The following is an 18,107-nucleotide window of genomic DNA, read 5'->3' on the forward strand; positions in this document are numbered from 1 at the left end:
CGCGGCCGCCGTTTCTCCCCCCGCCAGGTCAATGGTCTACACTAAACAGCCGGGAAGGGGTTGACGACCCCCTCAGAACAGGGATGCCCATTCCCCTTCCCGATGCCGTTGCTCATTTCTCTCCCAGGCGATAAGGAGGACCCGTGAAATATATCGCTATCAGCCAACCGGGCGGCCCGGAAGTATTGCAGATCCGCGAAGGTGAGATCCCCACCGTCGGGGAGCATGAGGTGCTCATCAAGGTGAAAGCGGCGGGCGTCAACCGGCCGGATATTCTGCAGCGCCAGGGGCTGTACCCTATGCCTGAGGGCGTCACCCCCGTGCCCGGCCTCGAGGTGGCGGGTGTGGTCGTGAAGGTCGGCGTGCAGGTCACAACCTTTGCCCCCGGGGATCGCGTCTGCGCGCTGACCAACGGCGGCGGGTATGCCGAATACTGCGCCGTCCCGGCAGGCCAGACGCTGCCGATCCCGGCGGGCCTCAGCTTTAGCGAAGCGGCCGCCATTCCGGAAACCTTCTTCACCGTGTGGGCGAACGTTTTCCAGCTCGGTAAGCTGCAGTCCGGCGAGAGCATTCTGATCCACGGCGGCGCCAGCGGGATTGGCACCACCGCGGTCCTGCTGTGTCACGCGCTGGGGATGAGCGTCTATGCCACCGTCGGCCAGGACGAAAAAATTGCCGCGCTGCGACCCTACGCCACGGCGATCAACTACAAAACCGAAGATTTCGCAGAGAAAATTCACCAACTGACCAACGATGAAGGGGTGGATGTCATTCTGGATATCGTGGGCGGCCCTTACTTTAACCGCAACCTGGGGCTACTGAAAAAGGATGGACGGCTGGTGATCATCGGCTTTATGGGCGGGCGAATCGCTCATGAGGTGGATATTCAGACCCTGATGCTCAAGCGGGCCACCGTCACCGGCTCCACCATGCGCGGCCGGACGGCGGCGGAGAAACAGGAGATTGCCGAGGCGCTGCGGCGCCACGTCTGGCCGCTGCTTGAGGCAGGGAAATGCAAGCCGATGATCTACGCCAGCTACCCGATGGCGGAGATTGCCGAGGCGCATGCCTGTCTGGACAGTGGTCAACATCTGGGGAAAGTGGTGATCACGATGACGTCGTGAGACGCCTCCCGGCGGGCAGCCGCCGGGAGGGCGTCAGGGGAGGTTAAATCACGCCCTGGGCCAGCATGGCATCCGCCACCTTCACGAAACCGGCGATATTGGCGCCGCGCACGTAGTTGGTCTGCTTCGCTTCACCGCCGTACTGCACGCAGGCGTGGTGGATATCCAGCATAATGTGATGCAGGCGAGCATCCACTTTTTCCGCTTTCCAGCCCATGCGCGCGGCGTTCTGCGCCATCTCCAGACCGGACGTCGCCACGCCGCCGGCGTTGGCCGCTTTGCCCGGGGCAAACAGCACGCCAGCTTCAAGGAACAGATCGGTTGCGGCGATGGTGGTCGGCATGTTGGCGCCTTCCGCCACGGCCTTCACGCCGTTGGCAATCAGCTGGCGGGCGGCATCGACGTCCAGTTCGTTCTGAGTGGCGCAAGGCAGGGCGATATCCACCGGCACTGACCATGGCTGCTGGCCTTCGAGATAGGTGAGGCCAAACTCGCGGGCGTAGTCGGCCACCCGGCCGTGGGCACGCTCTTTGATGTCGATCAGGCGGGCCAGTTTTTCTTTGGTGAAGCCCGCCTCGTCAACGACGGTGCCGTTGGAGTCGGAGGCGGTGACCACCCGCGCGCCAAGCTCCATCGCTTTCTCAATGGCGTATTGCGCGACGTTGCCGGAGCCGGAGACCGCCACGCGAGCGCCTTCGAAGCCGAGGCCGTGACGTTTGAGCATTGCTTCGGTGAAGTAGATCAGGCCGTAACCGGTGGCTTCCGGACGGATCAGGCTGCCGCCGAAGGAGAGGCCTTTACCGGTGAAGACGCAGGCGCTGTTGTTAGAGAGTTTGCGCATCATGCCGGCCATAAAGCCGACCTCGCGGCCGCCGACGCCGATATCGCCTGCCGGTACGTCGGTATCCGGGCCAAGATGGCGATAGAGCTCGGTCATCAGCGCCTGGCAGAAGCGCATCACTTCGCCATCGCTCTTGCCTTTAGGATCGAAATCGCTGCCGCCTTTCCCGCCGCCCATCGGCAGGGTGGTCAGGGCGTTTTTGAAGGTCTGCTCGAAGCCAAGGAATTTGAGAATCGACAGATTCACCGACGGATGGAAGCGCATCCCGCCCTTATACGGGCCGATGGCCGAGTTGAACTGCACGCGCCACGCGCGGTTGACCTGGACCTGATTGCGGTCGTCCACCCACACCACGCGGAACTGGATCACGCGCTCCGGTTCCACCAGACGTTCCAGCAAAGCAAGCTGACGATAGCGCGGATTTTCCTCAAGGAATGGCCACAGGGTGGTCATGACCTCCCGGACGGCTTGAGCAAATTCGGTTTGATGAGGATCGCGCTGTTGAACGCGGGTGAGAAAGCCTTCCAGAGTGCACGTCTGATCCATAGATATAAGTTCCCCTTATGGTTGTGGTTGCATGTATTTATTATGATTCGGTCCTTGAAAAAACCGATTTTCCGACTATAACACCGCTAATCCTTAGGCAAGCAAGGAAAAATTAAGCCGTCAGCAAAATTTATAATTGCCCGCCCGTCATAACTAAAAACGATGACGAGGCGGCGATCGGATCAGCGGGGAGAAAGGGACGGTCGCTGGGCGATAAAGGCGTGCAGGAGGGGGATATCGGCCGGGGCGAGATCGAGGGTTAAGGCGTCGGCAGGAAGGCACCAGCGCAGCTGGCTGTGATAGTGGGCCAGCGGCGCGCCCTGAAAGTCCGGTACCCACCAGGCGTGCAGATGGATCTGGCGACCGGAGACTTCCCGCTGATGGCTGGCGATATAGCATGCCGGGTGGGCGATGATGCCCATCTCCTCCCGCAGCTCCCGGGCCAGCGCCTGCGGCTGGCTTTCACCCGGCTCCACTTTGCCGCCGGCGAATTCCCACATTCCCGGCTGGTCGGCGTGGGGCGGGCGCTGCGCCAGCAGAATTTTGCCATCCTGTTCAATAATGGCGGCGACAACTTCAATCATTTTTAGCATAAGCATCAACGTTAATAAGACCAAACTGGCCTATTATCACCGCCATAGACCTTCACTGACAACCGCCAACTCTGCTGGAGACCCCCGTGCTTGATAGCCACTTGCATCCTCGCCTCAAACCTCTGCTTAACGCTGCCGCCGGCGCGCTTGACCGCCCGGGCATTTCGCCAGACGGGCTGACGCTGCTCGGTTTTGCCATCGGCGCGCTGGCTCTGCCATTTCTGGCATTGGGGTGGTATGGCGCGGCGCTGGCGGCCATTCTTCTCAACCGCCTGCTGGACGGCCTGGACGGCGCCCTGGCGCGGCGGCGCGGGCTTAGCGACGCCGGCGGTTTTCTCGATATCTCACTGGATTTTCTCTTCTATGCCCTGGTGCCGTTCGGTTTTATCCTGGCGGATCCGCAAAATAACGCCCTGGCGGGCGGCTGGCTGCTGTTTGCCTTTATCGGCACCGGCAGCAGCTTTCTCGCCTTTGCCGCGCTGGCGGCAAAGCACCAGATCGCCAATCCCGGCTATGCCCATAAATCGCTGCACTATCTCGGGGGGCTGACGGAGGGGACGGAGACTATCCTGCTGTTTGTCCTCAGCTGCTTGTTTCCGGCGCATTTCGCCTGGCTGGCGTGGCTGTTTGGCGCGCTATGCTGGCTGACGACGGCGACGCGTATCGCCAGCGGCTACCGGACCTTAAAGCGGGTGGCGTGAGCGGAAAATCGCGCGTCGCCGGCAGGGGGCGACGCGCGCGGGTGGGACGCGTTACTGACTGCTTTCCGGGCCGCGTTCTCCGCGGGCGACCGGATTGTGCGGGTTGCTGCTCCATTCGTACCAGCCGCCGTCATAGACGGCGACGTGCGGCCAGCCCATGGCCCGGGCATACATGAAGGTTTCCGAGGCCCGCCAGCCGGTTCCGCAATAGAACGCCACCTGTTGGTCAGGCAGGATGTTCCACTGGCGCCACAGGGCGGCGATATCGTCGGCGCTGCGCATGGTGCCGTCCGGGTTATGGAAGTCTTCCATGTGCGTGGAGTCGCTTCCGGCATGGCCCCAGCGGGCGCCGGCGATGTCGCCCTTCGGTTTGATATAGCTGTAGCCGCTGGTGGTGCCGATAAACTCCGGCCACGAGCGGACGCTGACCAGCGAGGCGTCCTGGCGGTGCAGCAGACCGCGGGCCTGCCCGGTATCCAGCATCAGCTGCGGCTGGCCGGGGATCGGCGCGCCAAAATCCGGCGCCGGCTGCGGCGTCGGCGGCATGCCGCGCTCCACCGGCAGACCGGCGTCGGACCAGGTCTGCCAGCCGCCGTCCAGCAGGCGCACGTCTTTGACGCCGGCGTACAGCATGATCTGCGCCACCCTCGCCGCGGCGTAGACGTCGCGACCGTAGAGGATCACCGTGGTGTCATGGCGGATGCCGTGCTTCGCCAGCATCGCCTTCAGCTGCGCATCGGACACTTTATTCCACAGCGGTTCGCTCTCCACCTCATTGGTGTCGATATAGCCCGCGCCCGGGATATGGCTCAGCAGATAGAGCTTCGGCGCTCCCCAGGCGGCCTCAAACACTTTCCAGTCGCCGGCCGGGGCGGCAGCCACGCTTTTCCCTTGCTGCAGATCGTGCAGCCACTGCGGGTAGACCAGCTGTTCAAAGTGCGGCAGCTTTTGCAGACGGTCGCCCTGGCTCAGAGCGTCGCTCAGGACGTTGAGCCGGGTGAAGCCCGCTTGTTTCAGTCGCGCCGCGACGCTGGCGTTATCCTCAGGACTGCCGTACAGCGCGATGGGGGTATCGGGCTGGAGCTGGTGCTGTTTAGCCCAGCTGTGGAGCTGCTCGTCGCTCATGGCGCCGAGCCAGCGGGCGGAAAGGTTCAGCGCCTGCGGCTCATGCCCTTCCGGGCCGTTGACGTGCTGCGGCCAGCCGTTGTAATAAGCGCTCAGGCGGGTGTCGATGGCCACGCCGTGCTGCTGTTGCAGGTGGGAGAGGGTGAGCGCTGGCATGGTTTCAGCGGCGCAGGTGGTGGTAGCAGCAAGCCCCATGAGCAGGGCGAGTGCGGTCAATTGAGAAACACGTTTCATCGAAATGCCCGACGGTAAAAAGTGGAGGGCGTATTCTCCGCTTGCCAGGCGTTGATTTCTTTGCGGTAACGCAGGTTTGCACGCTATTGCGCTTCATTGCCAGCGCTCCATCGCCAGGCACCGCCCCGTCGGCGGACAGTCCTCGCGATCGTGGGTCACCAGGACCGCCGGAATGGCCTGGCGGGCCAGTTCCTCAAATACCCAGCGGCGGAACGCGGCGCGCAGGGTGGCATCCAGGCGGCTGAAGGGCTCATCCAGCAGCAGCGCCTCGGGGCGCGCCAGCAGGGCGCGCAGCAGACTCACCCGCGCCCGCTGTCCGCCGGAGAGCGTGGCCGGGTCGCGCGCGGCGAATCCATGCAGCCCGGCGCGACTGAGCGCCTGCTCCACCGCGGCTTTTCGCGCCTCGCCGCGCACGCTTTCCGGTAGCGCCAGCTGTAAATTTTGCCCGACGCTGAAATGGTCGAACAGCAACGGGTCCTGAAACAGGATGCCGATGCGCCGGCGCTCCGTCGGCAGCGTATCGCAGCGCCGATCGTTGAGCCACAGCTCGCCCTCGGCGCGGAAGTCGCCGGCCAGAGCGCCAATCATCCACGCAAACAGCGTCGATTTTCCGCTGCCGGAAGGGCCCATCAGCGTCAGCACTTCACCCGGGGCCACCGAGAAGGCGACCTCCCGCAGCAGCGGCTGACGTTTCACGCTCAGGGTCAGATGGTTTACGGTTAGCACTAGCGAAGTCCTCGTCGATAGCGGCCCGCCAGCCAGGCCAGCAGGGCCGTCAGGGTAAAGCATACCGCCGGCAGCAGTAATTGCCACAGCGCCTGGGCGGCGAGCGTCTGCGCCTCGCCGCCGCTGCTGAGCGCCACCGCCTGGCTGGTGAGCGTCGGGATACGGCCTGCCCCCAGCCATAGCGTTGGCAGATACTGCGCAATGCTCACCGAGAAACCCACCGCCAGGGCGGTCAGCAGCGGGCGGGTCAGCGAGGGCAGGGTCAGCAGCCAGAAAATACGCGTGGGATCCCAGCCGAGCGTGCGGGCGATCACCGCCATCCGCGGATCGCGCTGGCGCCAGGCCGGGCGCAAAATAAACAGCATCCACGGCACCACCCACAGCAGATGGCCCCACAGGACGGTCCACCATTCGCCGTCTAGCCAGGCGTACAGGGCCAGCCGGTACTGGCCGTCGGCCAGCGGCAGGGCCGGCAGCACCAGCGGCAACCAGACCCAGCCATCTCCCCGCGCCGGGCCGCAGGCCAGCCACAGCAGGCAGACGGCCGCGCCGAGGGCGCAGGCCGCCAGCGCCAGACCAAGGCTGTTAATCAATGCCTCGGTCTGCGGCGGCGCCGAGCGCGCCAGCCCCGCCAGCAATAGTGCGCACAGCAGGCCGCTCAGCGGCAGGGCACTCGCCAGCAGGCGGCCGGGCAGGGCGTGGGGATGGGGATGCCGAACGCCGCGCAGATCGGGCAGACGTCGACGCTGTAGCCGCCATCCGCCCCAGGCGACCAGCGCCAGCCCGCCGAGGATCGCCAGCAGCAGCAGGCTGGCCAGCGCCCCTTTCGCCAGCTGCAGGTCATCGCCCTGGCTTAACCACTGCCACGCCAGCACGGCGAGGGTGGGCGGATTGCCGGGCCCCAGCACAAGGGCGACGTCTACCGTCGACAGGCTCCAGGCCGCGGCGGCCAGCAGCACCATGCCGAGGGCGGGCAGCAGCCCAGGCAGCACCAGCCAGCGCAGGCACTGCCAGCGGCCGTAGCCGAGGCTCTTTAGCGCTGTCGCCTGGTCGGCGAGGCGCGCCTCCCCCAGCAGGCCGTAGATCACCCACAGCACAAAGGCGCTCTCTTTCAGGGCCATCGTCAGGCCAAGCCCGATGCCGTACCGGTCGACCGGCGGCGTCAAAAACGGCAGCCGCTGCCAGATCCAGCCGCCTTCGGCGAACAGCAGCAGCGCCGCCGTCGCCAGGGCTAGATGGGGCACCGCCAGCAGCAAGGGCAGGCGGGAAGCCAGTCGCCGCCAGCGGGCCGAAGGCCAGAGGGCGGCGACGATGGTCAGGGCGATCAGTAACGCGCCGCCGACGGACAGCAGCGTGGAAACAAAGGTGGCGGCCAGCGCCTGGCCCAGCTGCGGGTCGGCGAACAGCGCCCGCCAGTGGACCGGGGAGAGCGCCGGCCACACCAGCCCTGCGGCGGCGGGGAATAAGGGCAGATAGATTGCCGCCATTGTCCCCCAGGCCAGCAGGATCAGTGGGTACCGTAGCGGCGCAGCCATTCCTGCTCCAGTGCGTCAACCCACGCCGCGTGCGGCTCGGCAAGCACCGGCGGCAGATCCTGCGGCAGGGTGGCCGCCAGCGCCTGGCGCTGCTTGTCAGGTAGACGCTGCGGGTCCAGGACGCTTGGATCGCCCCAGACGGCGGCATCCGCCTTGCGCAATTGCGCCTCAGGGGAGAGCAGGAAATTGGCCACCACTTTGGCGGCGGCGACGGCGCGCGCGTTGGCCGGAATAGTCACGAAATGGACGTTGCCGAGGGTCCCTCCGGTAAAGCCGAAGCTGTAGCTGTCCGCCGGTAACTCCCCGCTGGCGGCCTTCTGCCGGGCATGGAGCGGATTAAACGTCAGCGACAGGCGGAGGGTGCCCTGGTTGAGCATGGCGTCCATCCGCGCCGGCGACGCCGGGAAATCCTTGCCCGCCCGCCACAGCGCCGGGTGCAGCGCATCGAGATAGCGCCACAGCGGGGCGGTGACCGCCGCGAAAGTCGCCGTCTGAGGCGGCTGGCGCAGGGCGGCAGGCTGGTCGGTGAGGGCGATCAGCAGCTGCTCCAGCAGGGCGGTACCGGTGAAGTCCGGTGGCCGCGGGTAGGTTACGCTGCCCGGATGGGCTCTGGCGAAGGCCAGCAGCGCCTGCGGGCTGGTGGGAGGCTGCGGGGTTTGTTCGCGGCGGGCGATAAACGTCAGCTGGGCGCTGCCCCACGGCGACTCGGCGCCCTCGGTGGCGACAGAAAAATCTTCCTGAACCGGCTTTTGCCGATCGACATAGCGCCAGTTGGGCAGCGATTCGGCCCAGCCGGTGAGCAGCAGGTTGGCCTGTTTTAGGGTGTGAAAGTTTTCGCCGTTGATCCACAGTAAATCCACCGAACCGCTGCGGCGACGGCCAGCCTGCGCCTCAGTCTGGATGCGTTTCACCGCGTCGGCGGCGTCGGCGATGGGGACAATACGCAGGTCGATCGCGTAGTGGCGTTTGACCTCCTCGCTGACCCACGCCAGATAGCGGTTAACGGCCGGGTCGCCGCCCCAGGCGTTAAACCAGACGGTCTGGCCACGGGCTTCCGTCTGGGTCTGCCGCCAGCTGTCGTCGGCATTCACCACCAGCGGCCAGAGCAGCAGCAGGTACAGACAGAGGCTGAAATCACGCAAACGGCGCATCGTTACTCCTTATTGTGCGGGGAAGAGGGGGGGATCTTGCACAGCCCCTGGGCCGGGATCGCCATCGCGGCGTTGAACCGCGCTGATAAATTTTGCAGGCCAATCAGGGCGGTCAGCTCGGTGAGCGCCCGGGCGTCAAAATGCGCCGCCATCGCGCTGCGCAGGGCATCATCCACCTCCGGCGGCGTCTGGCTGGCGGCTTCGGCATAGGTCAGCGCCAGACGCTCTTGCTCGCTAAACAGCGTACTGTTGCGCCAGTCGGCGACCGCCAGCAGTTTGTCGCGACCTCCGCTCCGCGCCGCGAGGGTCATGCTGGTGATATCGATGCAGAATTCGCAGTGGCACAGCTGGGCGATGCGGGCGCTGACCAGCGAGCGCAGCACCGGATCCAGCGGCGAGCGGCGGCGTTCAATATAGCCCACGAACAGCGAGACCAGGTAAAACAGCCACGGGATCCGTCCCCACCAGCGAATGGGGCTCAGCACCTGGCCGTAATGACGACGGTGCAGCCAGGCCTGCGGACGAAGGATCAGGGGGACAGTATCCAGCGGGGGTAAGCTCATGGCGACGATCTCTTATGACGTTCACGGTAAATATTTTTGGCGATGGAGATGACCACCGCCAGGGCAAAAAGCAGCGAAAGGCCAGTGGCCAGCCAGAAGGCGCCTCCGGTCAGCAGACTCCCGGCCCAGGAATAGACGATGGTCGCCGGCAGCTGTCCCACGCCGGTGGCCAGCATAAAGGGCCAGAAGCGCAGCGAAGTCAGTCCGGCGGCATAGCTGACCGGATCAAAAGGGACAAACGGCAGCAGGCGACAGACCAGGATCGTCTGCGGGCCAAAGCGGGCGAAATAGCCGTCGACGCTGCGCAGCACCGTGCGGCCGGTGAGTTTCTCCACCACCTCGCGCCCCAGCGCTCTGGCGATGCAGAAGCAGAGCCCGGCGCCGACCATGGCGCTGAACCACGACAGCGCGCCGCCCCAGAAGGCGCCGAACAGCGCGGCGTTCGCCAGGGTGATCAGGAAGGCCGGCAGCGGGGCGACGATCGCCTGGAGGAGCATCAGCGCAAAAGAGACCAGCGCCGCCTGCGCCCCCCAGGCGGCGATAAAGTCTTTAACATGCTGGGGATCCAGCGACGCTAGCGCCGTCAGGCTGTGCTGCAGAAAGGCTCGCCCGCCGGGGAACCACAGCCAGGCGGCCAGAGCGGCAACGGCCACCACGGCGAGGGCCAGCCGGGCGCGGCGCAGGTGACGGCGATCAGGTCGGGTCATGGCGCACCTCCTCGCCGGGCGTTGCCACACGGCGGGCGCGGGCAAACCGTTTGCCCATCTGCACCAGGGCAAACAGCAGCCCGCCGGCGAGGCTCAGCTTGAGCGCGAAGGCGAAGGTCGCCCCCTCGCGAGCCAGTTCGCTGGCCATCACCGAATAGATCACCAGGCCCGGCAGGGTGGTCACGGCAGAGATCAGGGTAAAAGGCCAGAAGGGGATCGCCGTCAGGCCGTAGGCGTAATTCTGAATGTTGTAGGGAAAGAGCGGTACCAGGCGGGTGAGGATCAGAAAATCGCTGCCGCTGCGGGCGATACCGCGCTCAATGGCCTGGAAGACGGCGGTATGGCCCACATAGCGCTGCAGCAGATCGCGCCCAAGCCAGCGGGCGATCAAAAACGACAGCGAAGAGGCGACAGTGGCGGCGGCAAACGAGAGCAGAGAGCCGGTCAGCGGGCCGAAGAGTATTCCGCCGGCGATCACCAGCAGGCTGCCGGGGATCAGGCACAAGGTGGCAATGATAAACAGCGCTGCATAGACCAGATAGCCCCAGGCGCCCTGATGGCGCAGGGTCTCCTGCAGCAGATGCAGGTGAGTCAGCAGATCGTGGAGACCGACGCGGTGGCTGATAACGGCCAGCGTGGCCGCCAGCGCGATGAGTCCCAGCCCTTTACCAATGGCCGGATGATGGCTTCTTTTTCATGAAGGGGTCTCCTGTACAGCCTGGACGCGGTGGACATTAAAAAGTGCGCGCGACAGTATCCTGTTCAGACGACGGCCACAATGGTTTACCGTCGCTTTGTTGATTTTGCTCAGGAAATTCTGCCCCCCGCGCGGCGGGAGGCAGGTCAGAACGTGGCTTACGGCCGGAAGGTGGCCCATACCGGCGCGTGGTCGGATGGTTTTTCCATCCCGCGGATCTCATAATCGATTCCAGTCTCCACGCAGCGCTGGGCCAGAGGCTGGCTGGCCAGCAGCAGGTCGATGCGCAGCCCGCGGTTATCGTCGAAGCCTTTGGAGCGGTAATCAAACCACGAGAAGTGCTCCTGATTGTCCGGGTTAGCCTGACGCCAGGTATCCACCAGGCCCCAGCCCAGCAGGCGGTCCATCCATTCCCGCTCTTCCGGCAGGAAGGAACATTTGCCGGTGCGCAGCCAGCGTTTGCGGTTCTCTTCACCGATACCGATGTCGAGATCGGTAGGGCTGATGTTCATATCGCCCATGATCAGCACCGGATTCTCTTTATTGAGCTCGGTCTCCAGATAGTTCTGCAGATTCTGATAGAACGCCGCTTTGGCCGGGAATTTGGTCTCATGATCGCGGCTTTCACCTTGCGGGAAATAACCATTAATCACCGTAACGTTACCGAACGGCGACGGGATCTCGGCCATGATGATGCGGCGCTGAGCCTCTTCGCCATCGTCCGGGAAACCGCGGCGGACGGCAATCGGCGTCTCTTTGGTCAGCAGAGCGACGCCATAATGGCCTTTCTGGCCGTGATAAAAGACGTTATAGCCGAGTCTGGCGACCTCTTCGAGAGGGAACATATCGTCGTGAACTTTGGTTTCCTGCAGGCCAATCACGTCCGGCTGGTGCTTTTCGACGATGGCGGCCAGTTGGTGTGGGCGGGCGCGCAGGCCGTTGATATTAAAAGAGACGAATTTCATAGTCGCTGCCACTGTGCAAGGTGAATAGTGCAGGGATGGTAGCAGAAATTCGCCAGGCTGGCTGCCATCCGATGCGTCATTCTGCCAATCGCTGCGCATGAGCGTGCCGTGGGTGCCCCTTTTGCGGGCACGCCGCGCCAAAAAAGGGCAAATAGCTACGATAAATTTCGCAGAAGATCACAATTACAGAATTATATCTTACCTTTGCATAACTTATCTTCTTTAATCACTGTTCATCCCCCTTTATCGGATACTTATTCACTAAGTATGCATTTTATGTGAATAGTGCCAGGTTGTAACTCATTGATATTTCGTTATCTCATCCGGTTTATGCATTTTTATCGCTGGCTGGCACGAACCGTGCAATCTACATTTACAGCGTAATAACTCATATTTATTAACATTATTGCTACTTTTAATTTACCGGAAGAGGTCGATATGTCTCAGTCAATTACGCGTAACCACTTTGATGAATGGATGATGCCGGTCTACGCGCCAGCGGCTTTTATTCCGGTGCGGGGCGCCGGGTCGCGGCTGTGGGATCAGCAGGGCAAAGAGTATATCGATTTTGCCGGAGGCATCGCCGTGAACGCGCTGGGGCATGCGCATCCGCGTCTGGTGCAGGCCCTCACCGATCAGGCTGGCAAGTTCTGGCATACCGGCAATGGCTATACCAATGAGCCGATCCTGCGTCTGGCCAAAATGCTTATCGATGCCACCTTCGCCGACCGGGTCTTCTTCTGTAACTCCGGGGCCGAGGCCAATGAGGCGGCGCTCAAGCTGGCGCGTAAATATGCCCACGATCGCTTTGGCAGCGAGAAAAGCGGCATTGTCGCCTTCCAGAACGCCTTTCACGGGCGGACGCTGTTCACCGTTTCGGCAGGCGGTCAGCCGGCCTACTCCCGGGATTTTGCCCCGCTTCCGCCGCAGATCCAGCATGCGGTGTTTAACGATCTCGCGTCGGCAAAGGCCTTAATCAATGACCAAACCTGCGCGGTGATCGTCGAGCCGGTGCAGGGCGAAGGCGGCGTGGTGCCGGCCAGCGTCGAGTTTTTACGCGGCCTGCGCCAGCTTTGCGACCAGCACAACGCCCTGCTGATTTTCGATGAAGTGCAGACCGGGGTCGGGCGCACCGGCGAACTGTATGCCTATATGCACTACGGCGTGACCCCCGATGTGCTGACCACCGCCAAAGCGCTGGGCGGCGGCTTCCCCATCGGCGCGCTGCTGGCGACAGAGGCCTGCGCCAGCGTGATGACCGTCGGCACCCACGGCACCACCTACGGCGGTAACCCGCTGGCGGGGGCGGTGGCCGGCGAGCTGCTGTCGATCGTCAATACCCCGGAAGTGCTCTCCGGCGTCAGACAGCGCCATCAGTGGTTTTGCGAACGCCTGCAGGCGATCAACGCCCGCTATGGTCTGTTCAAGGAGATCCGCGGCCTGGGGCTACTGATCGGCTGCGTGCTGAACGACGCCTGGGCCGGGAAGGCGAAAACCCTCAGCAACCTGGCGGCGGAAGAGGGTGTGATGATCCTGATCGCCGGCGCCAACGTGGTGCGTTTCGCGCCGGCGCTGAACGTCAGTGAAGAAGAGGTGAACAGCGGGCTGGATCGCGTCGAGCGGGCCTGCGCGCGATTCCTGGCGGGAGTTTCATCATGATGGTTATTCGACCGGTGGAGCCGGGCGATCTGCCCGGGCTGCTGAAGCTGGCGGCGGAGACCGGCGGCGGGCTGACCTCGCTGCCGGTGGATGAAGCCACCCTCGCGGCGCGGATCGCCCGCTCACAGCAAACCTGGCGCGGCGAGCTGCCGAAAAGCGAGCAGGGCTATGTCTTTGTGCTGGAAGAGAGCGAGAGCGGCGCAGTGGTGGGCATCTGCGCGATAGAGGTGGCGGTGGGGCTCAACGATCCCTGGTACAACTACCGGGTCGGCACCCAGGTCCATGCCTCGAAGGAGCTTAACGTCTATCAGGCGCTGCCGACGCTGTTTCTCAGTAACGACCACACCGGCAGCAGCGAGCTGTGTACCCTGTTCCTCGACCCACAGTGGCGCAAAGAGGGTAATGGCTATCTGCTGTCGAAATCGCGCTTCTTATTTATGGCCGCCTTTCGCGAGCGCTTTAATGAGAAGGTGGTTGCCGAGATGCGCGGGGTGATTGACGAGCACGGCTATTCCCCATTCTGGGAGAGCCTGGGCAAACGCTTTTTCGCCATGGAGTTTTCCCGCGCCGACTACCTGTGCGGCACCGGACAGAAGGCTTTCATTGCCGCCCTGATGCCCAAGCACCCGCTGTATATCGATTTCCTCACCCCCGAGGCGCAGGCGGTGATCGGCAAGGTCCACCCGCAGACCGCCCCGGCCCGGACGGTGCTGGAGAAAGAGGGGTTCCGCTACCTGAACTACATCGATATTTTCGACGGCGGCCCGACCCTGGAGTGCGATATTGACCGGGTGCGGGCGATCCGCAAAAGCCGTCTGGTGACCACCGAGGCCGGCGAAACGCCGCCCGGCGACGGGCCGCTGTGCCTGGTGGCGAACGAACAGTACCACCAGTTCCGCGCCCTGCTGGTGCATGCCGACCCGGATGGCGACACCCTGACCCTCAGCGCCCGCGAGCTGGATATGCTGAAGTGTCATGCCGGCGACCAGGTGCGCATGGTGCGCCTGATCCCTGAGGAGAAAACCGCATGAGTCTGTGGATTAACGGCGACTGGCGGCCCGGCGATGGGCCGCGCTTCAGCAAACAGGATCCGGTCAACCTGAAGGTTGTCTGGCAGGGAGAGGCGGCGGACGCCGGGCAGGTCGCCGAGGCGGTGGCGGCAGCCCGCCAGGCGTTCCCTGCCTGGGCGCGGCTGCCGTTTGCCGACCGCCAGGTCATCGTCGAAAAGTTTGCCGCGCTGCTGGAGGCCAGCAAGGCGGAGCTGACGGCGATTATCGGCGCCGAGACCGGAAAGCCGCGCTGGGAGGCGGCCGGGGAAGTGACGGCGATGATCAACAAGGTGGCGATCTCGGTGAAGGCGTACCACACCCGCACCGGCGAACAGCACAGCGATCTGCCCGATGGCGCCGCGACGCTGCGTCACCGGCCGCATGGCGTGCTGGCGGTCTTTGGCCCCTATAACTTTCCCGGCCATCTGCCGAACGGGCATATCGTGCCAGCGCTACTGGCGGGCAATACCGTGGTGTTTAAACCCAGCGAACTCACCCCGCACAGTGGCGAAGCGGTGGTGAAGCTGTGGGAGCAGGCCGGCCTGCCCACCGGGGTGCTCAACCTGCTGCAGGGCGGTCGGGAAACCGGCGAGGCGCTCAGCGGCCAGGCGGATATCGACGGGCTGCTGTTTACCGGCAGCTCGACCACCGGTTTTCATCTGCATCGCCAGCTGGCCGGACAGCCGCAGAAGATCCTCGCGCTGGAGATGGGCGGCAATAACCCGCTGATCGTCGACGATCCGCGGGACGTCGATGCCGCGGTGCATCTGACCATCCAGTCCGCCTTTATTACCGCCGGCCAGCGCTGCACCTGCGCCCGGCGTCTGCTGGTCCGGCGCGGAGAGGCGGGAGATGCTTTCCTCTCCAGGCTGGTGACGGTGAGCCAACGGCTGATCCCCGCGGCGTGGGACGCCGAGCCGCAGCCGTTTCTCGGCGGGCTTATCTCTGAACAGGCCGCGCAGAAAGTGCATCAGGCCTGGCTGCAGCGGATCGCCGCTGGCGCAGCCACCCTACTGGAGCCGCGCTTATTGCAGGCCGGGACGTCGCTGCTGACGCCGGGGATTGTCGACATGAGCGACGTGGCCCAGGTCGAGGATGAAGAGGTGTTCGGCCCGCTGCTTGGCGTCTGGCGCTACGACACTTTCGAGGAGGCGATTGCCCTGGCCAATGCCACCCGCTTCGGGCTCTCCTGCGGGTTAATTTCCCCGGAACGGGAGAAGTTCGATCGGCTGCTGCTCGAGGCGCGGGCCGGGATAGTCAACTGGAACAAACCGCTGACCGGGGCGGCGAGTACCGCGCCGTTCGGCGGCACCGGGGCCTCTGGCAATCATCGCCCCGGGGCCTGGTATGCCGCCGATTATTGCGCCTGGCCGATGGCCAGTCTCGAATCGCCGACCCTGACGCTGCCCGCCAGTCTCAATCCGGGGCTCGACTTTCTGGCCGGGGAGGCGTCATGACCGCCCGCGAAGTCAACTTTGACGGTCTGCCCGGACTGACCCATCACTACGCCGGGCTCTCCTTTGGCAATGAGGCCTCCACCCGGCACCGCTTTCGGGTGTCGAACCCGCAGCTGGCGGCAAAGCAGGGGCTAAAAAAAATGAAAGCCCTCGCCGACGCCGGCTATCCGCAGGCGGTGATCCCCCCTCAGGAGCGGCCCAACGTGCCGCTCCTGCGTCAGCTGGGCTTTAGCGGCAGCGATGAACAGGTGGTGGCTCGCGCGGCTCAGCAGGATCCGGATCTGCTGTCGGCGGTGAGTTCGGCCTCGGCGATGTGGGTGGCCAACGCCGCGACGGTCTGTCCTTCCGCCGATTCGCTGGATGGCCTGGTACACCTGACGGTGGCGAATCTGCAGGATAAATTCCACCGCGCCAGCGAAGCCCCCACCACCGGAGCGTTGCTGCAGGCGATCTTCCCGGACCGCACGCGATTTGCCATCCATCCGGCGCTGCCTGCCTCGGCATGGTTTGGCGACGAAGGGGCGGCGAATCATAACCGTCTCGGCGGGGAATATGGCGCCCCCGGCGTTCAGCTCTTTGTCTATGGCCGCCGCCGGGGAAGCGAAGAGGCGCCGCGTCGCTATCCGGCGCGGCAAACCCTTGAGGCCAGCCAGGCGGTGGCGCGCCTTAATCAGGTCAATCCCCGCCAGCTGATCTTCGCCCGCCAGCATCCGGCGGCGATCGACATGGGGGTTTTTCATAACGATGTCATCGCGGTGAGCAATCGTCAGGTCCTGTTCTGCCATGAGCAGGCCTTTGCCGACCAGAACGCGGTTTTGCAGCAGCTGGCGCAGCAGGTGCCGGGCTTCACCCCGCTGGTGGTTCCCGCCAGCCGGGTCACGGTGGAAGAGGCGGTTGCCACCTATCTGTTCAACAGCCAGCTGTTGAGCCGGGCGGACGGCAGCATGGCGCTGATCCTGCCCCAGGAAGCCCAGGCGCATCCGGGCGTGTGGAACTATCTCAATGAGCTGCTGGCCGGGGATAACCCCATCGCCGCGCTGCAGGTTTTTGATCTGCGCGAGAGTATGGCCAACGGCGGCGGTCCGGCGTGCCTGCGTCTGCGGGTAGTGTTGACGGCCGAGGAGTATCAGGCGGTCAATCCGTACGTCCTGATGAACGATACGCTGTTTGCCACCCTCAATGATTGGGTGGATCGCTACTATCGCGATCGTCTCACCCAGGCCGACCTCGCCGACCCCCAGCTGCTGCGGGAAGGGCGCGACGCGCTGGATCGGTTGACCCAGATCCTGCAGCTCGGTTCGGTTTATCCATTTCAGCAATAAGGGGGCGCGGTGGAACACTTTCTGGCATTAACCCTGGCGGGGCGTTTGCCCCATCACTTTCACGGCGAGACGGCCCATTTCCGCTGGCACTGGCTTGGGGAGGGGATCCTTGAGCTGACGCCGCATGCGCGCTGCGAGCGCGGGCTGGTGCTCTCCTGCGTCATCCATGGCAACGAAACGGCGCCGGTGGAGATTGTCGACCGGCTGGTGCAGCGGCTGGTTCGGGAGGAACTCCCCCTGCGCTGGCGGCTGCTGGTGATCGTCGGTAACCCGCCGGCGCTGCGGGCGAATAAACGCTATCTGCACAGCGATATGAACCGGATGTTTGGCGAGCGCTGGCGGCAATTCCCGGCCAGCGAGGAGACGCAGCGGGCGCAGCGGCTGGAGCAGGCGGTGGGCCGCTTCTATCGCGACCACGATGGTCCGCGCTGGCACCTCGATCTGCATACCGCGATCCGCGGGTCGCTGCATCCGCGCTTCGGGGTGCTCCCGGCCCGCGATACGCCCTGGGAGGAGGATTTTCTTCACTGGCTGGGCGGCGCCGGGCTGGAGGCGTTGGTGTTTCATCGCCAGCCAGGCGGGACCTTCACCCACTTCAGCTGCGAGCGGTTCGCGGCGCTGGCCTGCACCCTTGAGCTGGGCAAAGCGCTGCCGTTGGGGGAAAACGATCTGACGCAGTTTGCCGCCGCCGAGGGGGCTATCTCCCGACTGCTGGTGGGGGATCTGGCCATTGCCGACGCCCTGGCGCCGTTGCGCTACCGGGTGGTGCAGCAGATCACCCGCCATAGCGACGATTTCCGTCTGCATATGGCGGATCGGACGCTGAACTTCACCCCCTTCGCCCCAGGCACGCTGCTGGCGGAGGAGGGGGAGATGCGGTATGTGGTGGGGGCAGAGCCGGAGTATGTTCTGTTTCCCAATCCGGCGGTGGCCAGGGGGCTGCGCGCTGGCCTGATGCTGGAAAAATTACCCTGAGGGCAAGCCGTCCGCCGGGCGGCCTGCTTAATTTCGCGCGTCGTTTTACATCTTCTTATTTTTTCGTGCGCCAGCGTAAATTTGCAGATTATTCCTGGTAAATGCTTTGTTTTTAATCTCTCCTCCTTTATACTCTC

The 18,107-nt window shown here is 64.2% G+C and carries 18 protein-coding genes; 8 read left to right on the forward strand and 10 right to left on the reverse strand.

The window, feature by feature from the left end; genetic code table 11:
- Positions 1-143 precede the first annotated feature (143 nt).
- Positions 144-1,124 carry an NAD(P)H-quinone oxidoreductase gene (locus L2I46_RS12200; protein ID WP_065805804.1) on the forward strand — a complete coding sequence of 327 codons (981 nt, stop codon included), beginning with the start codon at positions 144-146 and terminating at the stop codon, positions 1,122-1,124.
- Between the two features lie 43 nt (positions 1,125-1,167).
- Here L2I46_RS12200 and gdhA read toward each other — a convergent pair whose 3' ends face one another.
- Positions 1,168-2,511 carry an NADP-specific glutamate dehydrogenase gene (gene gdhA / locus L2I46_RS12205; protein ID WP_004176526.1) on the reverse strand — a complete coding sequence of 448 codons (1,344 nt, stop codon included), beginning with the start codon at positions 2,509-2,511 and terminating at the stop codon, positions 1,168-1,170.
- 182 nt (positions 2,512-2,693) lie between these two features.
- Positions 2,694-3,104: a pyrimidine (deoxy)nucleoside triphosphate diphosphatase gene (locus L2I46_RS12210; RefSeq protein ID WP_236947892.1), complete on the reverse strand. Its 411-nt coding sequence runs from the start codon at positions 3,102-3,104 to the stop codon at positions 2,694-2,696.
- Between the two features lie 86 nt (positions 3,105-3,190).
- Between L2I46_RS12210 and L2I46_RS12215 the strand changes: the two genes are divergently transcribed.
- Positions 3,191-3,805: a CDP-alcohol phosphatidyltransferase family protein gene (locus L2I46_RS12215; RefSeq protein WP_032452514.1), complete on the forward strand. Its 615-nt coding sequence runs from the start codon at positions 3,191-3,193 to the stop codon at positions 3,803-3,805.
- A 51-nt stretch (positions 3,806-3,856) separates the two neighbouring features.
- On the opposite strand, the gene L2I46_RS12220 is transcribed toward L2I46_RS12215, so the two are convergent.
- The 7 genes from L2I46_RS12220 to L2I46_RS12250 form a co-directional block, all read right to left on the reverse strand.
- On the reverse strand, positions 3,857-5,164 hold the full coding sequence (locus L2I46_RS12220; RefSeq protein WP_065805805.1) for a sulfurtransferase: 1,308 nt from the start codon (positions 5,162-5,164) through the stop codon (positions 3,857-3,859).
- Positions 5,165-5,257: 93 nt separating this feature from the next.
- Complete coding sequence (locus tag L2I46_RS12225) at positions 5,258-5,890, reverse strand: ATP-binding cassette domain-containing protein (protein WP_065805806.1); 633 nt, start codon at positions 5,888-5,890, stop codon at positions 5,258-5,260.
- A complete protein-coding gene (locus L2I46_RS12230) occupies positions 5,890-7,425 on the reverse strand; it encodes an ABC transporter permease subunit (protein WP_110212113.1) in 1,536 nt (511 codons plus the stop codon). The genes L2I46_RS12225 and L2I46_RS12230 overlap by 1 nt, the downstream gene beginning before the upstream one ends.
- The gene (locus L2I46_RS12235) at positions 7,398-8,576 is read right to left on the reverse strand and encodes an ABC transporter substrate-binding protein (protein WP_236947893.1); all 1,179 of its coding nucleotides are present in this window, start codon (positions 8,574-8,576) and stop codon (positions 7,398-7,400) included. Before L2I46_RS12235 ends, L2I46_RS12230 begins: the two co-directional genes overlap by 28 nt.
- A gap of 2 nt (positions 8,577-8,578) precedes the next feature.
- Complete coding sequence (locus tag L2I46_RS12240; RefSeq protein WP_032452523.1) at positions 8,579-9,139, reverse strand: carboxymuconolactone decarboxylase family protein; 561 nt, start codon at positions 9,137-9,139, stop codon at positions 8,579-8,581.
- On the reverse strand, positions 9,136-9,846 hold the full coding sequence (locus tag L2I46_RS12245) for a TVP38/TMEM64 family protein (RefSeq protein ID WP_032452524.1): 711 nt from the start codon (positions 9,844-9,846) through the stop codon (positions 9,136-9,138). Before L2I46_RS12245 ends, L2I46_RS12240 begins: the two co-directional genes overlap by 4 nt.
- The gene (locus tag L2I46_RS12250) at positions 9,833-10,471 is read right to left on the reverse strand and encodes a TVP38/TMEM64 family protein (RefSeq protein ID WP_223822588.1); all 639 of its coding nucleotides are present in this window, start codon (positions 10,469-10,471) and stop codon (positions 9,833-9,835) included. Before L2I46_RS12250 ends, L2I46_RS12245 begins: the two co-directional genes overlap by 14 nt.
- Here L2I46_RS12250 and L2I46_RS12255 point away from each other — a divergent pair.
- The gene (locus L2I46_RS12255) at positions 10,403-10,546 is read left to right on the forward strand and encodes a hypothetical protein (RefSeq protein WP_023289292.1); all 144 of its coding nucleotides are present in this window, start codon (positions 10,403-10,405) and stop codon (positions 10,544-10,546) included. The two genes, L2I46_RS12250 and L2I46_RS12255, sit on opposite strands and share 69 nt — an antisense overlap.
- A gap of 155 nt (positions 10,547-10,701) precedes the next feature.
- Here the strand turns inward: L2I46_RS12255 and xthA are convergent, their stop codons facing one another.
- Complete coding sequence (gene xthA / locus L2I46_RS12260) at positions 10,702-11,508, reverse strand: exodeoxyribonuclease III (RefSeq protein ID WP_023289293.1); 807 nt, start codon at positions 11,506-11,508, stop codon at positions 10,702-10,704.
- Between the two features lie 438 nt (positions 11,509-11,946).
- Here xthA and astC point away from each other — a divergent pair, with 438 nt between their 5' ends.
- From astC to astE, 5 genes are read left to right on the forward strand one after another with little or no spacing between them, the layout of a single operon-like run.
- Positions 11,947-13,167, forward strand: a complete 1,221-nt coding sequence (gene astC / locus L2I46_RS12265; RefSeq protein ID WP_023289294.1) for a succinylornithine/acetylornithine transaminase — start codon at positions 11,947-11,949, stop codon at positions 13,165-13,167.
- Positions 13,164-14,198: an arginine N-succinyltransferase gene (gene astA / locus L2I46_RS12270; protein WP_023289295.1), complete on the forward strand. Its 1,035-nt coding sequence runs from the start codon at positions 13,164-13,166 to the stop codon at positions 14,196-14,198. The genes astC and astA overlap by 4 nt, the downstream gene beginning before the upstream one ends.
- Positions 14,195-15,673 (forward strand): succinylglutamate-semialdehyde dehydrogenase, encoded by a 1,479-nt coding sequence (gene astD, locus L2I46_RS12275; RefSeq protein WP_236947894.1) that lies wholly within the window; start codon positions 14,195-14,197, stop codon positions 15,671-15,673. Before astA ends, astD begins: the two co-directional genes overlap by 4 nt.
- Positions 15,670-16,995, forward strand: a complete 1,326-nt coding sequence (gene astB, locus L2I46_RS12280) for an N-succinylarginine dihydrolase (RefSeq protein ID WP_065805812.1) — start codon at positions 15,670-15,672, stop codon at positions 16,993-16,995. Before astD ends, astB begins: the two co-directional genes overlap by 4 nt.
- Before the next feature lie 9 nt (positions 16,996-17,004).
- Complete coding sequence (gene astE, locus L2I46_RS12285) at positions 17,005-17,970, forward strand: succinylglutamate desuccinylase (RefSeq protein WP_236947895.1); 966 nt, start codon at positions 17,005-17,007, stop codon at positions 17,968-17,970.
- Positions 17,971-18,107 lie beyond the last annotated feature (137 nt).

It is taken from the genome of Klebsiella sp. 2019SCSN059, from assembly GCF_021739525.1.
GTDB lineage: Bacteria > Pseudomonadota > Gammaproteobacteria > Enterobacterales > Enterobacteriaceae > Klebsiella > Klebsiella quasipneumoniae.

Coding starts and splice junctions, on each gene's coding strand:
- L2I46_RS12255 (WP_023289292.1), top strand. CDS start 10,403: ATGGCGCAGGGTCTCCTGCAGCAGATGCAGGTGAGTCAGCAGATCGTG.
- astB (WP_065805812.1), top strand. CDS start 15,670: ATGACCGCCCGCGAAGTCAACTTTGACGGTCTGCCCGGACTGACCCAT.
- L2I46_RS12230 (WP_110212113.1), bottom strand. CDS start 7,425: ATGGCTGCGCCGCTACGGTACCCACTGATCCTGCTGGCCTGGGGGACA.
- astA (WP_023289295.1), top strand. CDS start 13,164: ATGATGGTTATTCGACCGGTGGAGCCGGGCGATCTGCCCGGGCTGCTG.
- gdhA (WP_004176526.1), bottom strand. CDS start 2,511: ATGGATCAGACGTGCACTCTGGAAGGCTTTCTCACCCGCGTTCAACAG.
- L2I46_RS12210 (WP_236947892.1), bottom strand. CDS start 3,104: ATGCTAAAAATGATTGAAGTTGTCGCCGCCATTATTGAACAGGATGGC.
- L2I46_RS12240 (WP_032452523.1), bottom strand. CDS start 9,139: ATGAGCTTACCCCCGCTGGATACTGTCCCCCTGATCCTTCGTCCGCAG.
- astD (WP_236947894.1), top strand. CDS start 14,195: ATGAGTCTGTGGATTAACGGCGACTGGCGGCCCGGCGATGGGCCGCGC.
- L2I46_RS12245 (WP_032452524.1), bottom strand. CDS start 9,846: ATGACCCGACCTGATCGCCGTCACCTGCGCCGCGCCCGGCTGGCCCTC.
- astC (WP_023289294.1), top strand. CDS start 11,947: ATGTCTCAGTCAATTACGCGTAACCACTTTGATGAATGGATGATGCCG.
- xthA (WP_023289293.1), bottom strand. CDS start 11,508: ATGAAATTCGTCTCTTTTAATATCAACGGCCTGCGCGCCCGCCCACAC.
- L2I46_RS12220 (WP_065805805.1), bottom strand. CDS start 5,164: ATGAAACGTGTTTCTCAATTGACCGCACTCGCCCTGCTCATGGGGCTT.
- L2I46_RS12235 (WP_236947893.1), bottom strand. CDS start 8,576: ATGCGCCGTTTGCGTGATTTCAGCCTCTGTCTGTACCTGCTGCTGCTC.